The organism is Paenibacillus sp. OAE614 (genome assembly GCF_040546645.1).
Lineage (GTDB): Bacteria > Bacillota > Bacilli > Paenibacillales > Paenibacillaceae > Paenibacillus_AQ > Paenibacillus_AQ favisporus.
This window is the reverse complement of the sequence record NZ_JBEPOD010000001.1, coordinates 1,359,350-1,377,050: the sequence shown is the minus strand read 5'-3', so window position 1 is coordinate 1,377,050 and position 17,701 is coordinate 1,359,350. Positions and strand designations below refer to the sequence as shown.

Genomic DNA, 17,701 nt, shown 5'->3' with positions numbered 1-17,701 from the left:
ATAAATCAAAGTGAAGGCGCCTCGATAGGAAGCCCCTTCACTTTGTTATTCAGCTTATTTGTTCATCTTTGCATAATTCTCGTTCACCTCAGCGGTGATGGATTCACCGCCCTGGCTCTGCCACTGCAGCACGTATTGATCGAATGCTTCGATCGGCACTGTCCCCATGATGATCTTCGTAAACGTCTCCTGCATCAGCTTGGTCAATTGCACCCCGTTTTTGCCCATGCTTGGCGTCGGGGGTCCGTTGTATTCGTTCTTGATCAGGTTGCTGCTGATCCGCGTCACGTTATCCTTAAGCTTGAATTCAGGGCCGAGCGCATCAAGCCGCTGATAGTCAAGCTCCTGATCCCATGGAGCGGCATAGTCCAAAATATTGTTGCGGTAGACGTGCTTGTTGTGTTCCTCAAAGTCCATGACCAGCTTGCCGTTTTCCCTCTTCGAAATATTGTGCTCCGGCAAACCGAGTTTGATCGGCTCATGGCCTTCACCATTGGCAAAATTGAACATTTTGATGACTTCATTCGCCTTCTTGCTCTTTGCAGGCACGATGCTGTAGCCCATCACCATGCTGGAGGCAACGACGCCGGACTTCCCGTCCTGGCCCACCGGATAGTCAAGGGGAATCCATTCCGCCTTTGGATCGTTTGTCTTATTCGTCAAGATCGGCCCCCGCGTATCAAACCAGGTTGCCGAGAACAGGCCGGCTTTGCCGCTGGCTACTTTCTCTTCGATATTGTTGTTCTTGTTCAGCGCCCATTCCGGATCAATCAGCTGTTCTTTATAGAGGTCCGCCAGGAACTGGAGAGCTTCCTTCGTTTCTGGCAGAGTGGTAGCATTCACCAGCTTGCCGTCTCTCATCACCCATTGATTGACCGCAGACGTACCATTGAACGGTACGCCAAAAGAGCCAAAGAAAGGCGCCGATCGGATGAGATTTTCCCCCATCAACAAGCCGACCGTGTCATCCTTGCCGTTACCGTCGGGATCATTCTGAGCAAATTGACGCATCACATTCACATATTCATCCAGCGTCTTCGGCGGCTGCAATCCCAGATTGTCAAGCCAATCTTTACGCACATACATCAAATCGTTACCGAGAATATAATTGACCGCTGGCACCGCGTAGATGTTACCGTCCACCGTAACGGAGTCCCATGCTTCCTGTGGAACCGACTTCTTCAGATCGGGACCTGACGCCTCGATAGCATCATTCAGCGGCTGCAGCGCCTTTTGGTTTACCATGTTAATGAACCAGGAAGCATCCTGCGTAAATACCATGTCTATATCGTCGCCGGATGACATCATCACATTCAGCTTGTCCTGATAGCCGTCGGAGGGCGGGTATACCACATGCACGTCGATATTGACGCTATCATTGACGTATTTTTGATAGGGGTTGTTGTTCTCGTTCATACCGTCCAAAAATTTACGACCAAAGTTAGGCTGCACAATATTGATGGTCTGCCTTTTGCCGACTTCTCCTGACTCGGGACTGCCAGAAGCCTCCTTCCCGCCTCCGCATCCACTGAGCAAACCGGCCGCTATAGCGGAGATCACCAATAGTGACAACATGTTTCGCAATTTCATACTTTCAGCCCCTTTATATAAAAATATTACGAAATGTAAACGGATACAAGAACAATATGTCCTATTACCCCTTGACCGAGCCGATCATAATTCCCTTCACAAAATATTTCTGAAGGAACGGATACACGAGCAATATTGGCAATGTGCTCGCTATCAATGCTGCGGCTTTCAGCGACTCCACCGCCAGGAGCTGCCGTTCCAGGCTATCCGTCGTATTAATGTTCGATTGCCCCGACATCACAAGCTCCCGCAAATAGATTTGCAGCGGCTTTAAGGAAGAGTCGGTAACGTACATGACCGCATCGAAGAAGGAATTCCATTGTCCGACCGCATTAAACAAGGCGATCGTGGCAATCACCGGCATGGAGAGCGGTACTACGATGCGAAATAAAATCCCGAGATTGGACGAACCGTCGATTCTTGCGGATTCCTCCAGTTCATTCGGGATGGACTGAAAGAAATTTTTCATGATGACCACATGAAATGCGTTAACGGCACCCGGAATGACGTAGGCCCAGAAGGTGTTCATCAGATGCAGCTCCTTGATTACCAGGTATGTCGGGATCATCCCGCCGCTGAACAGCATGGTAAAGACAATAAGGAACATGATAGGACCGCGGCCTTTAATGTAATATCTTGATAGAGGGTATGCAAGCAGCATGGTCAAGACTACGCTGATGAGCGTTCCCACAACCGTCCGCTGCACACTGACGAGAAAAGATTGAATGAACCCGGGGTCATTGAACACCTTCACGTAAGCTTCCGTCGTCCATTCTACCGGCAGGAAGGAGACTTCGCCGGAAACAATCGCCCGGTAGCTGCTGAACGACTGGGCCAGAATGTGAATGAAGGGCGCTAAAGCCAAAAGCCCAAAACAGGCAAGCGCAAAGTGATTGATGCCGCTGAACCATTTTTCTCCTTTTGACATTTTCATAATCAGTAGATCCCTTCTTGACCCGTTCTTTTAACGGCTTTGTTGACGATAACGACCAGCGCCAGACTGATGACGGATTTAAGCAATCCAACCGCAGTCGAATAACTGAACTCGGACTGACCGATACCAATCCGGTACACATAGGTCTCAATGACATCGGCAACATCATATACAAGCGAGTTATACAGAACGAATATTTGTTCAAACCCCACATCAAGGATGCTGCCAAGCCTAAGCAGGAACAGCACGATGATCGTCCCTTTAATAGATGGAAGGGTTACATGCCACAGCTGCTTCCACTTCCCTGCACCGTCCATGACGGCTGCCTCATACTGCTGCTGATCGATGCCCGCTAGAGCCGCAAGATAGATGATGGCCCCCCAACCGACCTCCTTCCAAATATCGCTGATGACCAGCACCGATCGAAACCAAGCCGGATCCGCTAAGAAAAACACGGGTTCGAATCCAAGCCATTTCATGATTTCATTGACTGCGCCCGTGGCGGGAGACAGGACGTTTACCAATATACCGCCTAAAATGATCCAAGACAGAAAGTGCGGCAAGTAAGCAAGCGTTTGGATCGTCCGCTTATAAAACATGCTGCGGATCTCATTGAGCAGAAGTGCTAAGATGATGGGACCCGGGAAACCCCAGATCAGCTTATATAAACTTATAATGACCGTGTTCCAGAACACCTGATAGAATTGGGGATCATGAAACAGCCGTACAAAGTGGTCGAGCCCTACCCATTCGCTGGCATTAAATCCTGCAAATATGCTGTAATCCTTAAAGGCGATCACAATCCCCCACATCGGAAGGTACTTAAAAACGAGAAAATACACGATACCAGGAACCATGATCAAGTACAAATCCCAATATTGCCTGAGGTTTGCGAAACGTTTTTTGTCTAAGACCGTATCGGTGCTGGTGCCGGACGGTCTGGGCACGGTGACAGCCTTATGTTGTGCCACGGCATTCACCTCTCTTTTGTTGTCTTGTCGCTATGATAAAAAATGGACTCGCTTCCGCCTAAACTTCAGCAAGCTCGCCCAGCCAGGCCCCTTGCTCGATGAGAAGACGCTGCAATTGTTTGATATCGACCTCCCGGGATGTACTGCCCGTCTTTGCACAGATGGCCGCGGCTGTTCCCGCTGCCTGCCCCATTGCAAAGCAGTTGGGCATTACCCGAAGCGAGCCCTGTACGACTCGGTCAGCGGAGGCGGCCCGTCCCGCAACCCACACATTTGCCAAACCTTGAGGAAGAAGGGAACGGTATGGAACCCCATGCGACCGACCGGGGGGAAGATGGTGAATTTCCATGTTTTCTTTGCTGGTAGCCATATGGATATCAATAAAATAAGCATTTCTTGCAATGTCGTCTTCAAAGCTTCGCATGGATATAAAGTCATCCTGAACCAGCAAGTAGTCACCGACGATGCGGCGGGTTTCACGTATGCCGATTTGCTCGCCTGTGCTGACCAAATGGGCGTCTTCAAATCCGGGTACATACTTCCGCAGAAATTCGACCTGAATGTTGACCAGCTTTCTGCCTTCTACCGCAGCCTTCGTGAGATCTTCCGCCTTCGTTCCGTCTACGCCGAACACATGCCCGAAGTTGACCCCAACCAAGTAATCCGACACCCAGGCAAAGCCAGAGACTTCCTTCCGGCCGGGAGGAAGATCGCCGTTGCTCTGCGCCAGCTGAACCGCTTGCGGGATTTGTCCGGTGTCACCGCTATCCCTCATATATTGCCTGAAGCGCTCCCGGTTCACGTTGGTTAACAGGTAGCACATCGTCCCCGGCTGCAGCTCGCCGGCATCCCCGCCTTTCTGAAACGGAGCGCCGGCCAGCGCCGCAATATCGGCGTCACCTGTGGCATCAATGACGTACTTGGCCTCGACGATCGATCTTCCGGACTTATTCAGAAGCACCAGACCGTTCACGCCATGCCCCCCCGGATTCATGACCAGCTGTCCAACAAATGTATGGAACAGAACCTTGGCTCCGCTCTCAAGCAGCGCTTCATCGTACACCCGCTTCAATACCTCAACGTCAATCGGAACCCAATCCAGCTGTTCTTTATATTCCGTGATATAAGAAGGTTTACAATTCGCTTTCATTCGCTCCATCAGCTCGAGCCCGATACCGCGAATGACAGGCTTCTCATGGTCGGTAAAAGGACAAAAGGCAGGTACCAGTGCCGTCGTGCCCATACCTCCTAGAAATCCCCTTTGCTCAATCAGCAAAGTATTTGCTCCATTATTGGCGGCAGCGATGGCAGCGGCAATGCCGGTCGGCCCTCCTCCGACGACGACGACATCAACCTGGTTCGAGATAGGCAGTTCTTCCGGCGGCAGCGTCCATGTTCTTTTCGTTGTCATGTTTAGACCCTCCAGTTGGTAAACTCGAAATGTCCCGATCCATTCGGGTATACCTACATTTTAGATCCCAATGGCGGTTATGATTAGCACACGCTGATGACATTCACTGTTCGGATCATGACCTTTTCATGGGCTTAAAATAAAAAAGAGCTGATTCACAGACTGGAACCTGCGAAAATAGCTCTTTAACGAACACACTCATCCAAATTCGTTAGATACTTATTTTCCTTTTATGAATGAACGCTCCCGGGTTTATCTTTGCACGGTTTATCCTTGAGTTTGCTTCCGTGGTTAGTTTGTTGGTTACTCGGCTTGCCTCTATCAGGCTTCTCGCCGCCTGGGCAGCTGTTACCCGGACGATCGACTCCCGGCGTACCGGAAACCGTGACGCCAAGAGACTTATTCCCCGCCTCATCCACCGTTCGGATCCGATACGCGTATTCCGTCCCATTCACGAGCCCGTTTATTGTAACGGTTTGTACGCCTTTGCCTACATGAACCGCTTCAGCTTCGGCTGCACCTTCTTCCAAAACGACGACTTGGGCGAAATCGTCATCCTCCGGATCCGTCCAGTATAAGGTCAGCTGGCCGTCCCCTTCCACTACCGCCGCGCCATTCACTTCCTTCGGTGCCGTATCGTCGTTGTAGCCTGTCTCCATGTCCATAACCCTGGCGATTTTATCATTCGGATTCACCGGTATCCCTTGCCATGAAGGCTTCGTAATATTTAAGCGCAAGGCTGCCGTTTGAACTGTTTCGAAGTGCATATCATTATACTCGCCATAAAAGCCGTCCTTGTCATTATCAACAACGGATGCCACCGGCACCCATACGGTTCCGTCCCAGTAATCTACGCTAAAATCACGGATATGCCATTGTTCACCGCTCGCGGCTCCACTCCAAATTTTTAAGTAGTTGAGTTTTTGCGGAACCGTCCATTCCATTTCAATAAAATGGCTCTCTTCCTGCCCTTGAGACAACCAGCGGGTGTATAGATTTCCATCAACGGCATATTCCTTAACGTTAGATCCGTTGGTTGAATCCACAGTCAAAGCTGCGAGCTGGGCTATGTTGCGGACGGTTATCGGTCCGAATATTTCAGACGGCTCCGAGGCACCGCCCGTGTTTTTGGCCGTAATTCGGTAATAGTACGGTATGCCGCTGCTTGCGGACGCATCCTTGAACGGTTGATCTGCTACCGCGAGATCCGCCCCAACCACCGACCAAGGTCCGTTTGGCGCTTCAGCCCGTTCGATATCATACGATTCAGCCCACTCTACCGGGTACCAGGTCATGGAAGCAACTGAGGTAAAAGGTATCCACATCGGCTGATCCGGTACCGGTGGAACGGAAGAGGCGGTAATGGGGCCAACGACATTCGAAGGCTCCGAGATTCCGGCTCCGTTCATCCCTTTTACCCGATAATAATAATTCATTCCTTCCGCAGCCGTCGTATCTTGGAAAGGACGAAAAGGAATATCACTATCCAGAACCTGAGTGCCTATGATGGTCCATGGCCCATCCAGGTGTTCTGCTCTTTCGAATTGATAGGATTCCGCTCCCGCAGATCCTCTCCAGGCGATGCCAAGCACCGAATCGATCGGCAGTAGCTGAGGTGCGTCAGGTACTGGCATCGGCGGGATCGGCAGTCCGCGGATTTCATGGGCTTTTTCGCGAATCATGGACATAATTGCCTTTTCGTCATAGGTTTCACCCGATGGAAAGCCCGGCCAACGGAAATCTCCTTCTTTGTTGTAAAAGCCGCCGTCCTTGTTGTGAGACTTCAACGTCCATAACAAGGCTCCGGATGTACCGTTAGCGATCGCCTCATCAGCCGTTCGGGTCAGATTTGTCCTGTTCGAGTGTCCAAACTCCCCGATAACAAACGCTTTTTTACCCAAACTCAAGTTTCGGTCCGCAGCAGCACGCAGCGCATAATCAGCTCCTCCGCTCTCATAATAATGATTGGATACGATATCCACATTGGGATCCTCAAGGGAAGCCTGACTGATACCGTACCGTCCGTCCATTACGATGTGATTAGAGTCCATACTTTTTATATAAGCACTCATCTCCTGTGTCCAAGCATCCGTCGGGTATAATTCATTGCCGGTTTCCCAAGCAAGGATGGCTTTGTCGTCTTTATATTTGATGCCGGTATAAGTATTCGTCCTGTTCAGCACATAGCTAACCAGGTGTTTATAATCTTCCTTCAATTCGGGATCGGTGTAGAACTCCCCGGCGGTCTTCCCCCGAAAACCTGCAAACTGTTTAATCCCTCCGACATGCTCCCATGTATCGATAAAAGGAATAATGACGCGGATATGATACTCATTTGCCAGTTTCAGCACATGGTCCAGGTCCCGGAAATAATCCTCATTATACTGCCTTAAGCCAGTTACATGACTTGGCTGATTCCCATTGGCGGTTCCCCCTTTGATCGTGAACGTATACAGCCTGACTACTGTGCCACCCATTTGCTGCAAGGATCTAAATACATCCTCCTGTTCCCATGGATCAGGGCGATGCCATACGGGAGCTGGCATATACGTGAGATTTGAGCCGTTCATGGATATGAATCGGAACTCCTTCTCGCCATCCATCAATCGATCCCCGCTGCGCGTGATAAAGTTCCATTCTTTTGGCGGTACGCCATCCGCTGCGGCGGTTAAACCTACACGATCCATTCCTCCCAACATAAGTAAACATGTAAGCATGACAGAAATCCAATGTCTTCGCATTCTTCTCAACCACCCCTGTCCCCACTTCGATTAATAACGAGAATAAACTCAGCTTTGTAAGCGTTGTCATTCTCGTTGTTGATCTAGATTATAGGGACACTTGCGCAAAATTGTTAGGATGCGTTCATGACATCTACTGTTCCGCTGATGACTTTTTATCACAATCTATCCAAGTGCTGTCTTGTAAAATTCTGTTGCTTACCTAAGTACTGTGTGTTGTCATAATTGCTGAGAAAAACCAAGACGAAAATGTTGATGCATCAAGGCGTGTTTTCATATTTAATGAGAAGAGTTTCTTTAATAAACGCCGAATAAGATACCCGTTTTCAGTATTAGTGACAATTCCCGCGAAACCAGGTTTGCATATTTATTTCGCCTATATACATCGATTATGGACAAGGTCTCAGCTCACTCGTCAGGCAGCCCTCACGTTGTTTTGGCAGCGGTAGAAATCAGTAGTTTTGTTTCGGGTAGACAGTAGTTCGCTCCTTGTTGAATCCAGGCCAGGGAGGATACGGTTGTTGCAGAACAAATCCCCCTCCCCCACTCCAGTCAGTAGTTTTTCGATCCCATTGTCCGTACACCAGGTTTCAGGCTCTTCATCTGGTTTCTTCCCAAATAATAAACATGCAGGTGAACGCTACAGAATCTTAATCGCCAGCAGCAAAAACCAATTTAGCTAGCGCTCTCTTCCTTGAAGCGCTCCGTATGCATATCCAGATAAACATACCAGTGCCATTTTGCATGAATACGAGAGAGTTCATCCGTGTCGGACCTCGCTAATGGAGTATACCGGATATCCGCCGCAATTCCGCATTCTTCCGTTGTCCCTTTCGATTCGGTCCTCGCTTCTTTTGAAAAGGCATGTACCAATAACTGCACATTTACCTCAAATCTCTTACCTTCTGTATTAAGAATCTGATGAGTATCAATTTCACATACCCAAGCGCCTGATTACAGAAAAAATAACCTTGATATCAAAGTCCAAGGTCCTCTAAACAAATAACGAATTTTTCTCACAAAATTATAAAGTGCATTCAAATATATTTCTGGCTACTGAACAACTTCACACTATCAAGGCAAGATACAGCGCTAACATTGTAGTTGATAATTCTTTTCAATTTCGGTTATCGATATATGATCTTGTCGTCGGGCTTTGACCGTTAAAACAAAAATAGCCGCAGCTACGCGGCTATAAAGTTAAAGGAGAGGAGGATAACATTTCTATCCCGGAAAGCTTGATAGTCAAATCTTCATCCTCAACAAGTTGTAAAATTTCTCCAAGCAAATTATCTTTATTTTCAGTAACCTTCTATTCGATCAATTTTCTCCTGTTTATTCATAAGTTCATCCTCCATTGTAAGAAAGAGCATGTGTTTTCTTATTTCATGAGAAGAGTTTTTTAATAAACGCCGGATATAATGCTCATTTTCAGTATTAGTGAGAATTACCGCAAAACCGGTCTTGCAGTTCGACCCTATCGAGCCTATCTAACGAATGAATTTTCCTTACACCTGATCATCTTTTAGAAGTGTATTTCATAAAATACTATTTCTTTATCCATTTATTGTCGCTGGTATCAGTTATGTTGGTACTTCCCCTATTAAAAACGAAAACTGATTTGGCAGGAATTGCTTTGCAGTTCCAAGTAGCTCTAGCAACCGAAGATCTAGCGATAACATTTACAGATTCGTCGATATTTTTGTCTTCGAATTCATTTTAGTTCAAACTCCATAAACACATCTGCTCTTACATAAGGCATAGGCCCAATCTGTTGAACAGGAACGTGCTTGAACCCAACCGATTCGTAAAGATGAACAGCGTTCGGCAACTTGGTGCTACTGCCCAAATCAATCTTTTTTGATGTATTTACCACAAAATTACAATATCAGCTCATATCCTTAATATCAATAAGATTCAAATAATCTTTAACATGGATCGTCAGATAACTTCGCCAAACTCAGCTAGATTCCACTCCAACCAAAAAACAGCTCCTTAGAGCCGCTTCAACATCGTTCTATTTCTTTAACAGCACTGGAGCCTAATGACTAGACCAGCACTCTTTTCCACATTTATCCTTAATGAATAAGCCGAGATCACTCTAGGCATTTTTTTCGTCACATTTATTCTCCCGTCTTAGCGAATCGCTCAATCCGATGCCAATCTGGTCACGAACCCGTTGGAACACAGCCCATTTCTCCACATCAGTCCCTTGAGCTTTTGCTGGTCATCACCCCCCCAATGTTCACGACAGACATGTGGTGGTGTCAATAAATATAACCCGATCTTCGATTTCCAATATCACGGAATTTAACGAGCTGCCTTTACGGTTTTTGATCCTTCGCCGAACTCTTCATTTATGTACCCTCGCTACTACTTCCTGTTCCAAAATACCCTTCTTACAAGTGGGATGTCTCTAAATATGAACAACATTTGCGAAATTTGCAGCGTAATCCCTCCCAGTGAATACTTTCGGCTGTCCTATGTTCCTGACCGGAATCAAAAAAGGATCCGCCTTTGGCGGACCTTTTATTCGGTTATTTTTTTATAACAACAGGCCGAACTGTTTCGTCGTCAAGACGTTAAGTGCATCACGCACGTCTCTAGCGAAAGTTAACGGTTTAGCGTTTTTTTCGAAGTGAATATACCAAATGTTAGGGTTTGTAAATAACCAGTGATTATGAAGCGCTGTTACTTTGATGCCATGGCTGCGAAGTCGAGAAATAAAAGGATTGATTTCTGCAGTCAAAATTACGGTTTCGCCTAGACACAAGGCTCTCCCGTCCCGGCCAATGTTCTCAAAGGAAAAGGCCTGGGGAATGGCCAGAAAAGACTTGGATCTTTTCCCTAAGATTGTAGGCTTGATGTTATTTCTGACCGAAGAAGCTGTGCAAACACCATTAATAACCTGCGGCTTCGCCTTCAAATCTTTATTGAGCTATCGTTTCCCGTTAGTTCAAAATCATTTATCAGCTAGGTCTAATTCAAAAATAAGTGAATCTCTATCAGGGTAATCATATTGAATTGGCAAATCCTCTTTAGCAATTTCCTTAAATCCAACCTTCTTGTAAAAACTGTGTGACCTAGTGGCTTTGGAAGGAGTGTCCAAAATCACCTTAGAAAACCGATGTTTCTGCGCAAAATCAAGCAAAGCTTCGTAGAGTCCTGTTCCTATCCCAAGCTCTTTACCACGGTAATCTTTATAAACAAAAAATTTCTTTAATACGGCAACCTCGTTAGTTTTCTTTTGCAAACCGATAGAGCCTACAACCTCGCCGTTATCGTTTAACGCTACCCAAAAGTTACCCCCATCCTTAATATAATTCGATTGAATATCTAGTATATCTGGTTGTTCTTCGACACTAATCCCTACACCATATTCAACATTCTGTACATGCAATATCAGTTTAATGACTTCTTCTTTATACCTATCAGCATAAATCGTAATCATTTTAATAACTCCTTCAAGTGTTTTTATAACAGAATACTACTTTAGTTTTATAAATGAAACTATGAGCTAAACTGCCCGTTAGCTTAATGAAGCCGCCGATCAGCACCGGGAGCTTCATCCTTGTCGGTTATTCAACTATCGTTTCCCGATAGTTCTATGAGCGTTAGAAGCTAGTGATTCTTTTCTTAATCAAGTATTACTCTGATAGTACTAGATCGAGCCAGGATCTCGCCTCCTGATACAGAACTGGATTGTTTTCCGGCGTGTAGTAAGCCAGTACTCCCACTGCCTGAGAAACGACCCATCCGCGGGCTCTTGCCCACGTAGCGTCGTCCGTCGGAAGATATTCACGGAACGCATCACGGGCCGCCTGCGAGTGTAACTTCCAAGCGACCATGACATCGCATGCAGGATCGCCAATGCCCATTGTAGCCCAATCGATCACACCGGTGATACGTTTATTTCGCACGAGCCAGTTACGCGCGTCAAGATCACCGTGATGCCAAACCGGCGGGCCTTTCCACGTAGGCGCAGCAAGCGCCGATTCCCACACAGTAGACACCGAAGGATCGCCATCGAACCGCGCCAGCCAGTAGCGGAACTCCTGATCCAGTTGAGCCAAAGGAATGCCGCGGCCCGGCGGCCCGCCCGATGGATCGAGTTGTTGCAGCGTTGCAACGAACGCCGCAAGATCACGCGCGGCCTGAATCGCATCAATCTCCTCTATCGGTACAGTCTCGCCTTCAACCCACGTATGGATCTCCCAAAACCACGGATATTCACTATTCGGATGTCCCTGAGCGATAGGTACGGGGATTTCAAGCGGAACCAATGGCGCCAGCTCAGGCAGCCAAATAAACTCACGACTATCTGGTGTCGAAGGCCCCTCCCGCCGCGATAGCCGAACAGAAAATTCGTCGCCTAGCCTGAAGACGGCGTTCTCTGTGCCAGCAGGCTCGATCCGTCGCAGGGACAGCCCAGCCCAGTGGGGAAACTGGGCGACAAGCAGTCGGCGCACGAGCGCCTCATCAATTTCTATTTCGTCGTCGTGCATCTTCTCACCCATTAGTCGACTCCTCCTCGTCCGCGAGTCCTGCATCATGTGATCAAATGTTGTTCCCACTCTAACACCTCTTTAGTTCGTAGCTCTCGTATAACGAGTCCTCACAGCCGCTTGTTCCTGAATCACTGCGCAGTTATCAATAAACAGAACTTGACCACCATCGAAATGGTATCAAAAAAGAGTCAATTATCTGATCATACCTAATTATAGTTAAACTATCCTGCCCGTTAGTTTAACAAAAAGCAGGCCAGTTCCTATTGTGGCAATATGTGCCCTGTTTACGGTTTTAGTCGTCTTACGCTGTTAATACCAATTCTTAACATATGCAGAAAATAGCCCGGTTTATTACCGGGCTTAAAACCCTATCGTATCCAAGTCTGTTCCCTAAGAAATGAATAAATCTCTGTATTATTTTATGATTAGCTTTAATAAATTAAGGCTTATTTATCCATTATATTTCATCTTGTATTGAACTAAACTACTCAATACTTCGATGAAAATGGCAGCCGATCCTGTGCTAGGTTAAAATTTTAGTCAAAATGAATTGCTTGAGTAAAATAAATTAAACAGTTTTAATTAAACTCTACCCGTTAGGAAAAAGGCAGCTGGCTTTGGGCCAGCTGCCTTCAAATGTCTTCATTACGCTATCGTTCCCCGTTAGCTTAATCACATTTTAGAATAACAATCCATAAAAATAAAAGTGATTTACACATATACATTGACACATATATACGTGTTGGTGTATATATAAGACATGAACACATCAACTCTCCAAATGACATTACTTACATTGGCGGAGCCTAACCGGTTCAATATTGTCGAACTACTCAAAAAGGGGCCGCTGTCGGTGAGCCAAATCGTTGAAGCCCTTAACATGGGGCAGCCGCAAGTGTCCCGCCATCTGCGTATTTTAAGCGAGGCCGGGTTGGTGCGATCCCGTAACAAAGCACAACAGCGAATATATAGCCTCAAGGCTGAGCCGTTCCAAGACCTGGATGAATGGTTTGATTCTTTTAGCATCCTGTGGGAGGAGCGTTTGGACAATTTCGAGGAGTATATGCTCGACTACAAAAAAAAGGAGGACTTATAAACGTTTCGTTGAAGTTCGGAACCTTCCGTTGGTTGGTTTGAAACTTACGAATGAGGTGGTTACACATGAGAAGAAAAACGAAAATTCACCGGGACCATAAACGCCGCGAACTAATTGTTGAGCGTACAGTAGCCATGCCACAGAGTCTTGCTTGGGAAGGATGGACAAAACCGGAGCACATCGCCCGTTGGTGGGGACCTAAACGATGGACTGCCACCGTGTATGAGATGGATGTAAAACCCGGCGGTGTTTGGCGATATAGTCTGAGAGCCGATGACAATAGCGGGGAAGAAGCGTTTTGTCATGCCGTTTATCAAGAAGTTAGTGAGCCCTCCAGACTCGTTTACATGGATACTTTCGCTGATAAAGACTGGAATATCGTAGAGAACAGCGAGATGAGTACAACCGTCTTATTCGAAGAGGCGGCCAAAGGAACAAAGCTTAGCATCGTGACACATTTTGCTACGGTCGAAGACCTGGAAAATGCTGAAGCCATGGGAATGATCGAAGGCTTCTCGGATGCGTTTGACCGACTTGAATTCTATTTTGAATCGTCAAAAGGAGGAAACTTAACCATGGAAACTGTCATTTCAAAAGATGGAACAAAGATCGCTTATGAAAAACAAGGTAACGGCCCTGCCCTTATCCTCGTTGCCTCTGCAGCTGCTGACCATCACGATGCTGCTCAGCTTGCCGACCAGTTGGCCAACCACTTCACCGTTTTCAACTATGACCGACGAGGCCGCGGTCATAGCTCCGATACCCATCCGTATTCTGTTAAGCGCGAGGTAGAAGATATCGAGGCATTAATTCAAAGGGCCGGCGGCAAAGCATGTCTATTTGGAAGCTCTTCCGGCGCCGTTTTGGCTCTTGAGGCAGCCAGCCACTTAGGGGAGCAGGTCACGGGGCTGTATCTGTATGAGCCTCCATTTATTATTAACGATAGCCGCAAGCCGGTGCCCGCAGAATACGTCGATCACTTGAACGGTTTGATTGAAGCCGACAGAAGAAGCGATGCAGTTGCCTATTACATGTCAGAAGCACTTGGTATTCCTGAGGAGTATATAGGTTACATGAAAGCCGATCCTTCTTGGAATTCGATGGAGTCCTTAGCTCACACTCTCGCTTATGATGGCATGATTATGGGCGATACCCAATCCGGCAAGCCGCTTCCGGCCAATCGCTGGAACGTCAGCATTCCGGCTATGATCATGACAGGTGAAAACAGCGAACCTTTGTTTCACGCTGCGGCCAAAGAGCTTGCTGGACTTCTGCCAGCTGCTGAAACCCTCACGCTGATAGGCCAGGATCATTCCGCTGTTGTTATGGCTCCGAATGTCCTGGCTGAAGCGATAATCGCTAAGACTTTGGAACAAGCGTAAAGGGGGATATCTACGAAGTGATTAAACCGGTTTTGAATACAAAACCAATTTCTGCGTCGGCTGCACGATTGTCCATCAGTTCCGGAGTAGTGTTCGTAATCATTCTGGGAAGCCTCCATTTACTGGAGCCGGAATTCGATCCGACTTGGCGATTTATCAGCGAATACGCATTAGGCAATTTCGGTTGGTTAATGCATCTTGCTTTTGGGTTGTTAGCAGTGAGCCTAATCAGCGCCGGAATCGTGATCCACTCACAGGCCCGCAATATTGCAGGATACATAGGACTCGTTATTCTAGGGCTAAGCGCTATCGGTATCCTGATCGCCGCCATTTTCGTGACAGCCCCTTTATCGGTAAGTCCGGATGATGCAACGTTCAGCGGTAAAATGCATTCTATTGGAGCCACGCTCGACTACACGCCAGTTGCCGCGCTCCTGATCAGCTTTGCCTTAGCACGCAATGAAGCTTGGAGGACCATTCGAGTACGTCTGTTTGTTACCGCCGGCATTACGTTCATCATCATGGTGCTTTTCATCCTTCAGATCCCTCACGACGGGAAGTTTGGTCCTGGCGTGCTTGCAGGTTTGTACGGGCGTATCCTCATTGTGTCCTATCTTGGCTGGGTCTTGATTGTTGGGACTCATGCGCTGAAGCTACGCAGACACAACCCCAAGGTGTAAGTGAAAAATTCCGAGATGGGCGTTCCCCCTCGGAATTTTTTCATTTAACCGTTTATATACCCTCAGGATGTTACTCTTCATTCAGACAGAATTAATTGATGAATGAATCAAAATTCAGCCTGGTCATTCCCTTTTTTCATAATGTAGTGAGTGTCAGAACTCCATTGCCACTCCCTAATATCTATCTTTTAGGCCCTTTTTTCGTTTCGTTGGAACTATCCTGCCCGTTAGCTTAACGAAGCTGCCGATCAGCACCGGCAGCTTCTTCATGGTCGTATATTCAACTATCGTTTTCCGTTAGCTTACAAGAAAAAGGCAAGTCACATCAATTGAAGTTCAAGAAGATCTAAATTATTTCGAACGAGGATCATTTTGTCCTTATAGTCCCAATGGCCGATCAAGTTAGGAAGCTTCGTCAAATTGTAATCTTTATTCCATGCCAACAAGTCGTGGATGCCTTCGAGCGTCTCGCGCTTCTTGTTTGGGACGATACCCGCAATACGCTCTTCATAACGCTTCCAGATTCGTTCCTCCTGAATGGACAACGGCGTTAAAAGTACGACGAACTTGTCTGCAGCAGCAAAACTTGGCTCTACCCACGACCTGAATACGCCTTCCACGATCCACGAATCGAAACTGATGATTTCTCTGAGTCGGCGGTCACGCTCATCCTCCAGTGCTTTTACACCATATTCATTCGATTGGTGATCCCAGAAAATATCGTCTAGGTCGTAATGGGGGATGCGGAGCTTATCGCTCAATAACGCCGCGATATAGGATTTACCGCTACCTGAGCCGCCGATGATATGGATTCGAATAGAAAACACCTCTTTGTACCAGATTGTATTAACTAACTATGTTGAGAGTACTTCGTCGTATTGTTTAAACTATCCTGCCCGTTAGCTTAACGGGCTACCTATCACTCCCACCACTTTCCCCTCAATTTTATCTGCGGGTAATGGGCCGAACAATCTACTGTCATTACTGCGGAACCAATCATCACCTATAAGATAAACGCTGTCTTCGGGGATCTCGATTTCCTCTACGCTCGTTTGTTGGAAGTATTTTACGATATTCTCTAAGTTTTTTCTTACCTGCTCTTCTAAGTCAACATGCTCTAAAGCTTTTTCCAAACTTTCAAGATCATCGCCCAGTCGATGTGCTTTTCCGTAAAAAGCATCAAGCAATTTGCCGTCAATATAGATCTGTCCTTTTTCAATCTTTAGTTTTTCGCCAGGTAGCCCGATCACTCTAGAAATACCGTACTTACCAAGGTTCTTTTTAGTTTCAGGATTTGTGAAGTATACGATATTGCCACGGCTAATCGCATGATCATTGTAATACTTCAAATCAATCACAACCTGTCCTTCTAAATCATGATTCCCTCGATCCATGTTGTCATAGTTATGATTATAGATGATCTGCCCGGAATCCAGCTCATTATTGGTTACTGTACTAATCATTGGACTAGTTATGGAATCAGTGATAATTTTACTTGTGTCACCCGAACTACATCCTGCAAGCAAAAACACGAAAATGAAAATGATTTCCTTCATCATTTGCCACTCCCTCCGATTTTTTATCCCTTATACAGAAATACGAAATCTCAAGGTGAATTGATCCAAATAACGACGGCAGCCGATTATTTTGGCCGGCTGCCGTCGTGTCATGTTTGAGCTATTGTGTCCGGTTAGCTGGGAACTGAATTTGTTTAAAAATAGTATCAACCAACCATAAACCTGCTGAGGCAATAAAAACCGAGTAACCCAAAACACCGGCATACTTAAATTCGGGTTCGCTAAGAGAATACAAATATACAACAATTTTCGCACACAGAAGATGTAAACTTAATCCGACTAACATTCCGAGTATTTTCCCTTTCACTTTCAAGACAATAATGTCTAAAATAACAGAGCAAGGTAATCCAATTATTAAGTAACCGATCGCAGTGTACAAAAAATAGATTGAAAACGTGGCATAACCATGAAATCTAACGAGAATAATCGAAAGAATTGCTGCCATGAGTACACAGGATATCAACTTCCTGCCAATCCAAACTTTTGTGACTACTGTGAATTCCCCCTTCTGAACCATGGAGCACTGTTTTGCAAATCGTTCTAATAATAAGGACGTAATAATTATTGTAATAGTTACGTTATCCTGCTGTTAGCTTAATGAACTAGTGCAGTGAAATGTAGTTTGATGCTTATCTAATCGGTAATCGGATTATGTTCTTGTCCTTTACGGCAATCGGTACAAGTTCTTGTCTTTTGTTCGGGACAAGAACTTGTACCGATAAACAAAAAAACCGCTAAAATAGCGGCTTTCATTGGGACCATGTTCTTGTCCCTCGACAATTTTGTCATTTTCGGTTATGCGGCTATTAAG

At 46.4% G+C, this 17,701-nt stretch carries 13 protein-coding genes and 1 pseudogene; 3 read left to right on the top strand and 11 right to left on the bottom strand.

Features of this window, described 5'->3' with window-relative positions; translation table 11 throughout:
• Positions 1-54: 54 nt before the first annotated feature.
• The 9 genes and pseudogenes from ABIE48_RS06760 to ABIE48_RS06720 form a co-directional block, all read right to left on the bottom strand.
• Complete coding sequence (locus ABIE48_RS06760) at positions 55-1,590, bottom strand: extracellular solute-binding protein (RefSeq protein ID WP_192714990.1); 1,536 nt, start codon at positions 1,588-1,590, stop codon at positions 55-57.
• 64 nt (positions 1,591-1,654) lie between these two features.
• Positions 1,655-2,524, bottom strand: coding sequence for a carbohydrate ABC transporter permease (locus ABIE48_RS06755; RefSeq protein ID WP_145022818.1), 870 nt, complete (start codon positions 2,522-2,524; stop codon positions 1,655-1,657).
• 2 nt (positions 2,525-2,526) lie between these two features.
• Entirely contained in the window at positions 2,527-3,495 is a 969-nt protein-coding gene (locus tag ABIE48_RS06750) for an ABC transporter permease (protein ID WP_354518564.1), read from the bottom strand.
• Between the two features lie 58 nt (positions 3,496-3,553).
• On the bottom strand, positions 3,554-4,906 hold the full coding sequence (locus ABIE48_RS06745) for an FAD-dependent oxidoreductase (protein WP_192714991.1): 1,353 nt from the start codon (positions 4,904-4,906) through the stop codon (positions 3,554-3,556).
• Positions 4,907-5,136: 230 nt separating this feature from the next.
• Entirely contained in the window at positions 5,137-7,593 is a 2,457-nt protein-coding gene (locus ABIE48_RS06740; protein ID WP_354518561.1) for a cellulase family glycosylhydrolase, read from the bottom strand.
• Positions 7,594-9,770: 2,177 nt separating this feature from the next.
• Positions 9,771-9,918, bottom strand: a pseudogene (locus ABIE48_RS06735) (arsenate reductase); the annotation flags it as partial.
• A 274-nt stretch (positions 9,919-10,192) separates the two neighbouring features.
• Positions 10,193-10,573: a DUF1259 domain-containing protein gene (locus ABIE48_RS06730; RefSeq protein WP_192714993.1), complete on the bottom strand. Its 381-nt coding sequence runs from the start codon at positions 10,571-10,573 to the stop codon at positions 10,193-10,195.
• Positions 10,574-10,609: 36 nt separating this feature from the next.
• Positions 10,610-11,098, bottom strand: coding sequence for a GNAT family N-acetyltransferase (locus tag ABIE48_RS06725; protein ID WP_145022830.1), 489 nt, complete (start codon positions 11,096-11,098; stop codon positions 10,610-10,612).
• Between the two features lie 196 nt (positions 11,099-11,294).
• Positions 11,295-12,164 (bottom strand): aminoglycoside phosphotransferase family protein, encoded by an 870-nt coding sequence (locus ABIE48_RS06720; RefSeq protein WP_192714994.1) that lies wholly within the window; start codon positions 12,162-12,164, stop codon positions 11,295-11,297.
• Positions 12,165-12,915: 751 nt separating this feature from the next.
• On the opposite strand from ABIE48_RS06720, the gene ABIE48_RS06715 reads away from it, so the two are divergent.
• The 3 genes from ABIE48_RS06715 (at position 12,916) to ABIE48_RS06705 (ending at position 15,313) form a co-directional block, all read left to right on the top strand.
• Positions 12,916-13,251 carry an ArsR/SmtB family transcription factor gene (locus ABIE48_RS06715; RefSeq protein ID WP_145022834.1) on the top strand — a complete coding sequence of 112 codons (336 nt, stop codon included), beginning with the start codon at positions 12,916-12,918 and terminating at the stop codon, positions 13,249-13,251.
• Between the two features lie 65 nt (positions 13,252-13,316).
• On the top strand, positions 13,317-14,633 hold the full coding sequence (locus ABIE48_RS06710; protein WP_354518558.1) for an alpha/beta fold hydrolase: 1,317 nt from the start codon (positions 13,317-13,319) through the stop codon (positions 14,631-14,633).
• Between the two features lie 17 nt (positions 14,634-14,650).
• Positions 14,651-15,313, top strand: coding sequence for a DUF998 domain-containing protein (locus tag ABIE48_RS06705; RefSeq protein ID WP_192714995.1), 663 nt, complete (start codon positions 14,651-14,653; stop codon positions 15,311-15,313).
• A 320-nt stretch (positions 15,314-15,633) separates the two neighbouring features.
• Here the strand turns inward: ABIE48_RS06705 and ABIE48_RS06700 are convergent, their stop codons facing one another.
• Both ABIE48_RS06700 and lepB read right to left on the bottom strand, forming a co-directional pair.
• Positions 15,634-16,140, bottom strand: a complete 507-nt coding sequence (locus ABIE48_RS06700; RefSeq protein WP_192714996.1) for a P-loop NTPase family protein — start codon at positions 16,138-16,140, stop codon at positions 15,634-15,636.
• Between the two features lie 72 nt (positions 16,141-16,212).
• Positions 16,213-16,872 (bottom strand): signal peptidase I, encoded by a 660-nt coding sequence (gene lepB / locus ABIE48_RS06695; protein WP_354518555.1) that lies wholly within the window; start codon positions 16,870-16,872, stop codon positions 16,213-16,215.
• Positions 16,873-17,701 lie beyond the last annotated feature (829 nt).

Excerpts from the sequence above, each read along its gene's own strand:
- ABIE48_RS06760 (WP_192714990.1), bottom strand. The coding sequence starts at position 1,590 with ATGAAATTGCGAAACATGTTGTCACTATTGGTGATCTCCGCTATAGCG.
- ABIE48_RS06755 (WP_145022818.1), bottom strand. The coding sequence starts at position 2,524 with ATGAAAATGTCAAAAGGAGAAAAATGGTTCAGCGGCATCAATCACTTT.
- ABIE48_RS06745 (WP_192714991.1), bottom strand. The coding sequence starts at position 4,906 with ATGACAACGAAAAGAACATGGACGCTGCCGCCGGAAGAACTGCCTATC.
- ABIE48_RS06740 (WP_354518561.1), bottom strand. The coding sequence starts at position 7,593 with ATGGATCGTGTAGGTTTAACCGCCGCAGCGGATGGCGTACCGCCAAAA.
- ABIE48_RS06725 (WP_145022830.1), bottom strand. The coding sequence starts at position 11,098 with ATGATTACGATTTATGCTGATAGGTATAAAGAAGAAGTCATTAAACTG.
- ABIE48_RS06720 (WP_192714994.1), bottom strand. The coding sequence starts at position 12,164 with ATGGGTGAGAAGATGCACGACGACGAAATAGAAATTGATGAGGCGCTC.
- ABIE48_RS06715 (WP_145022834.1), top strand. The coding sequence starts at position 12,916 with ATGAACACATCAACTCTCCAAATGACATTACTTACATTGGCGGAGCCT.
- ABIE48_RS06710 (WP_354518558.1), top strand. The coding sequence starts at position 13,317 with ATGAGAAGAAAAACGAAAATTCACCGGGACCATAAACGCCGCGAACTA.
- lepB (WP_354518555.1), bottom strand. The coding sequence starts at position 16,872 with ATGATGAAGGAAATCATTTTCATTTTCGTGTTTTTGCTTGCAGGATGT.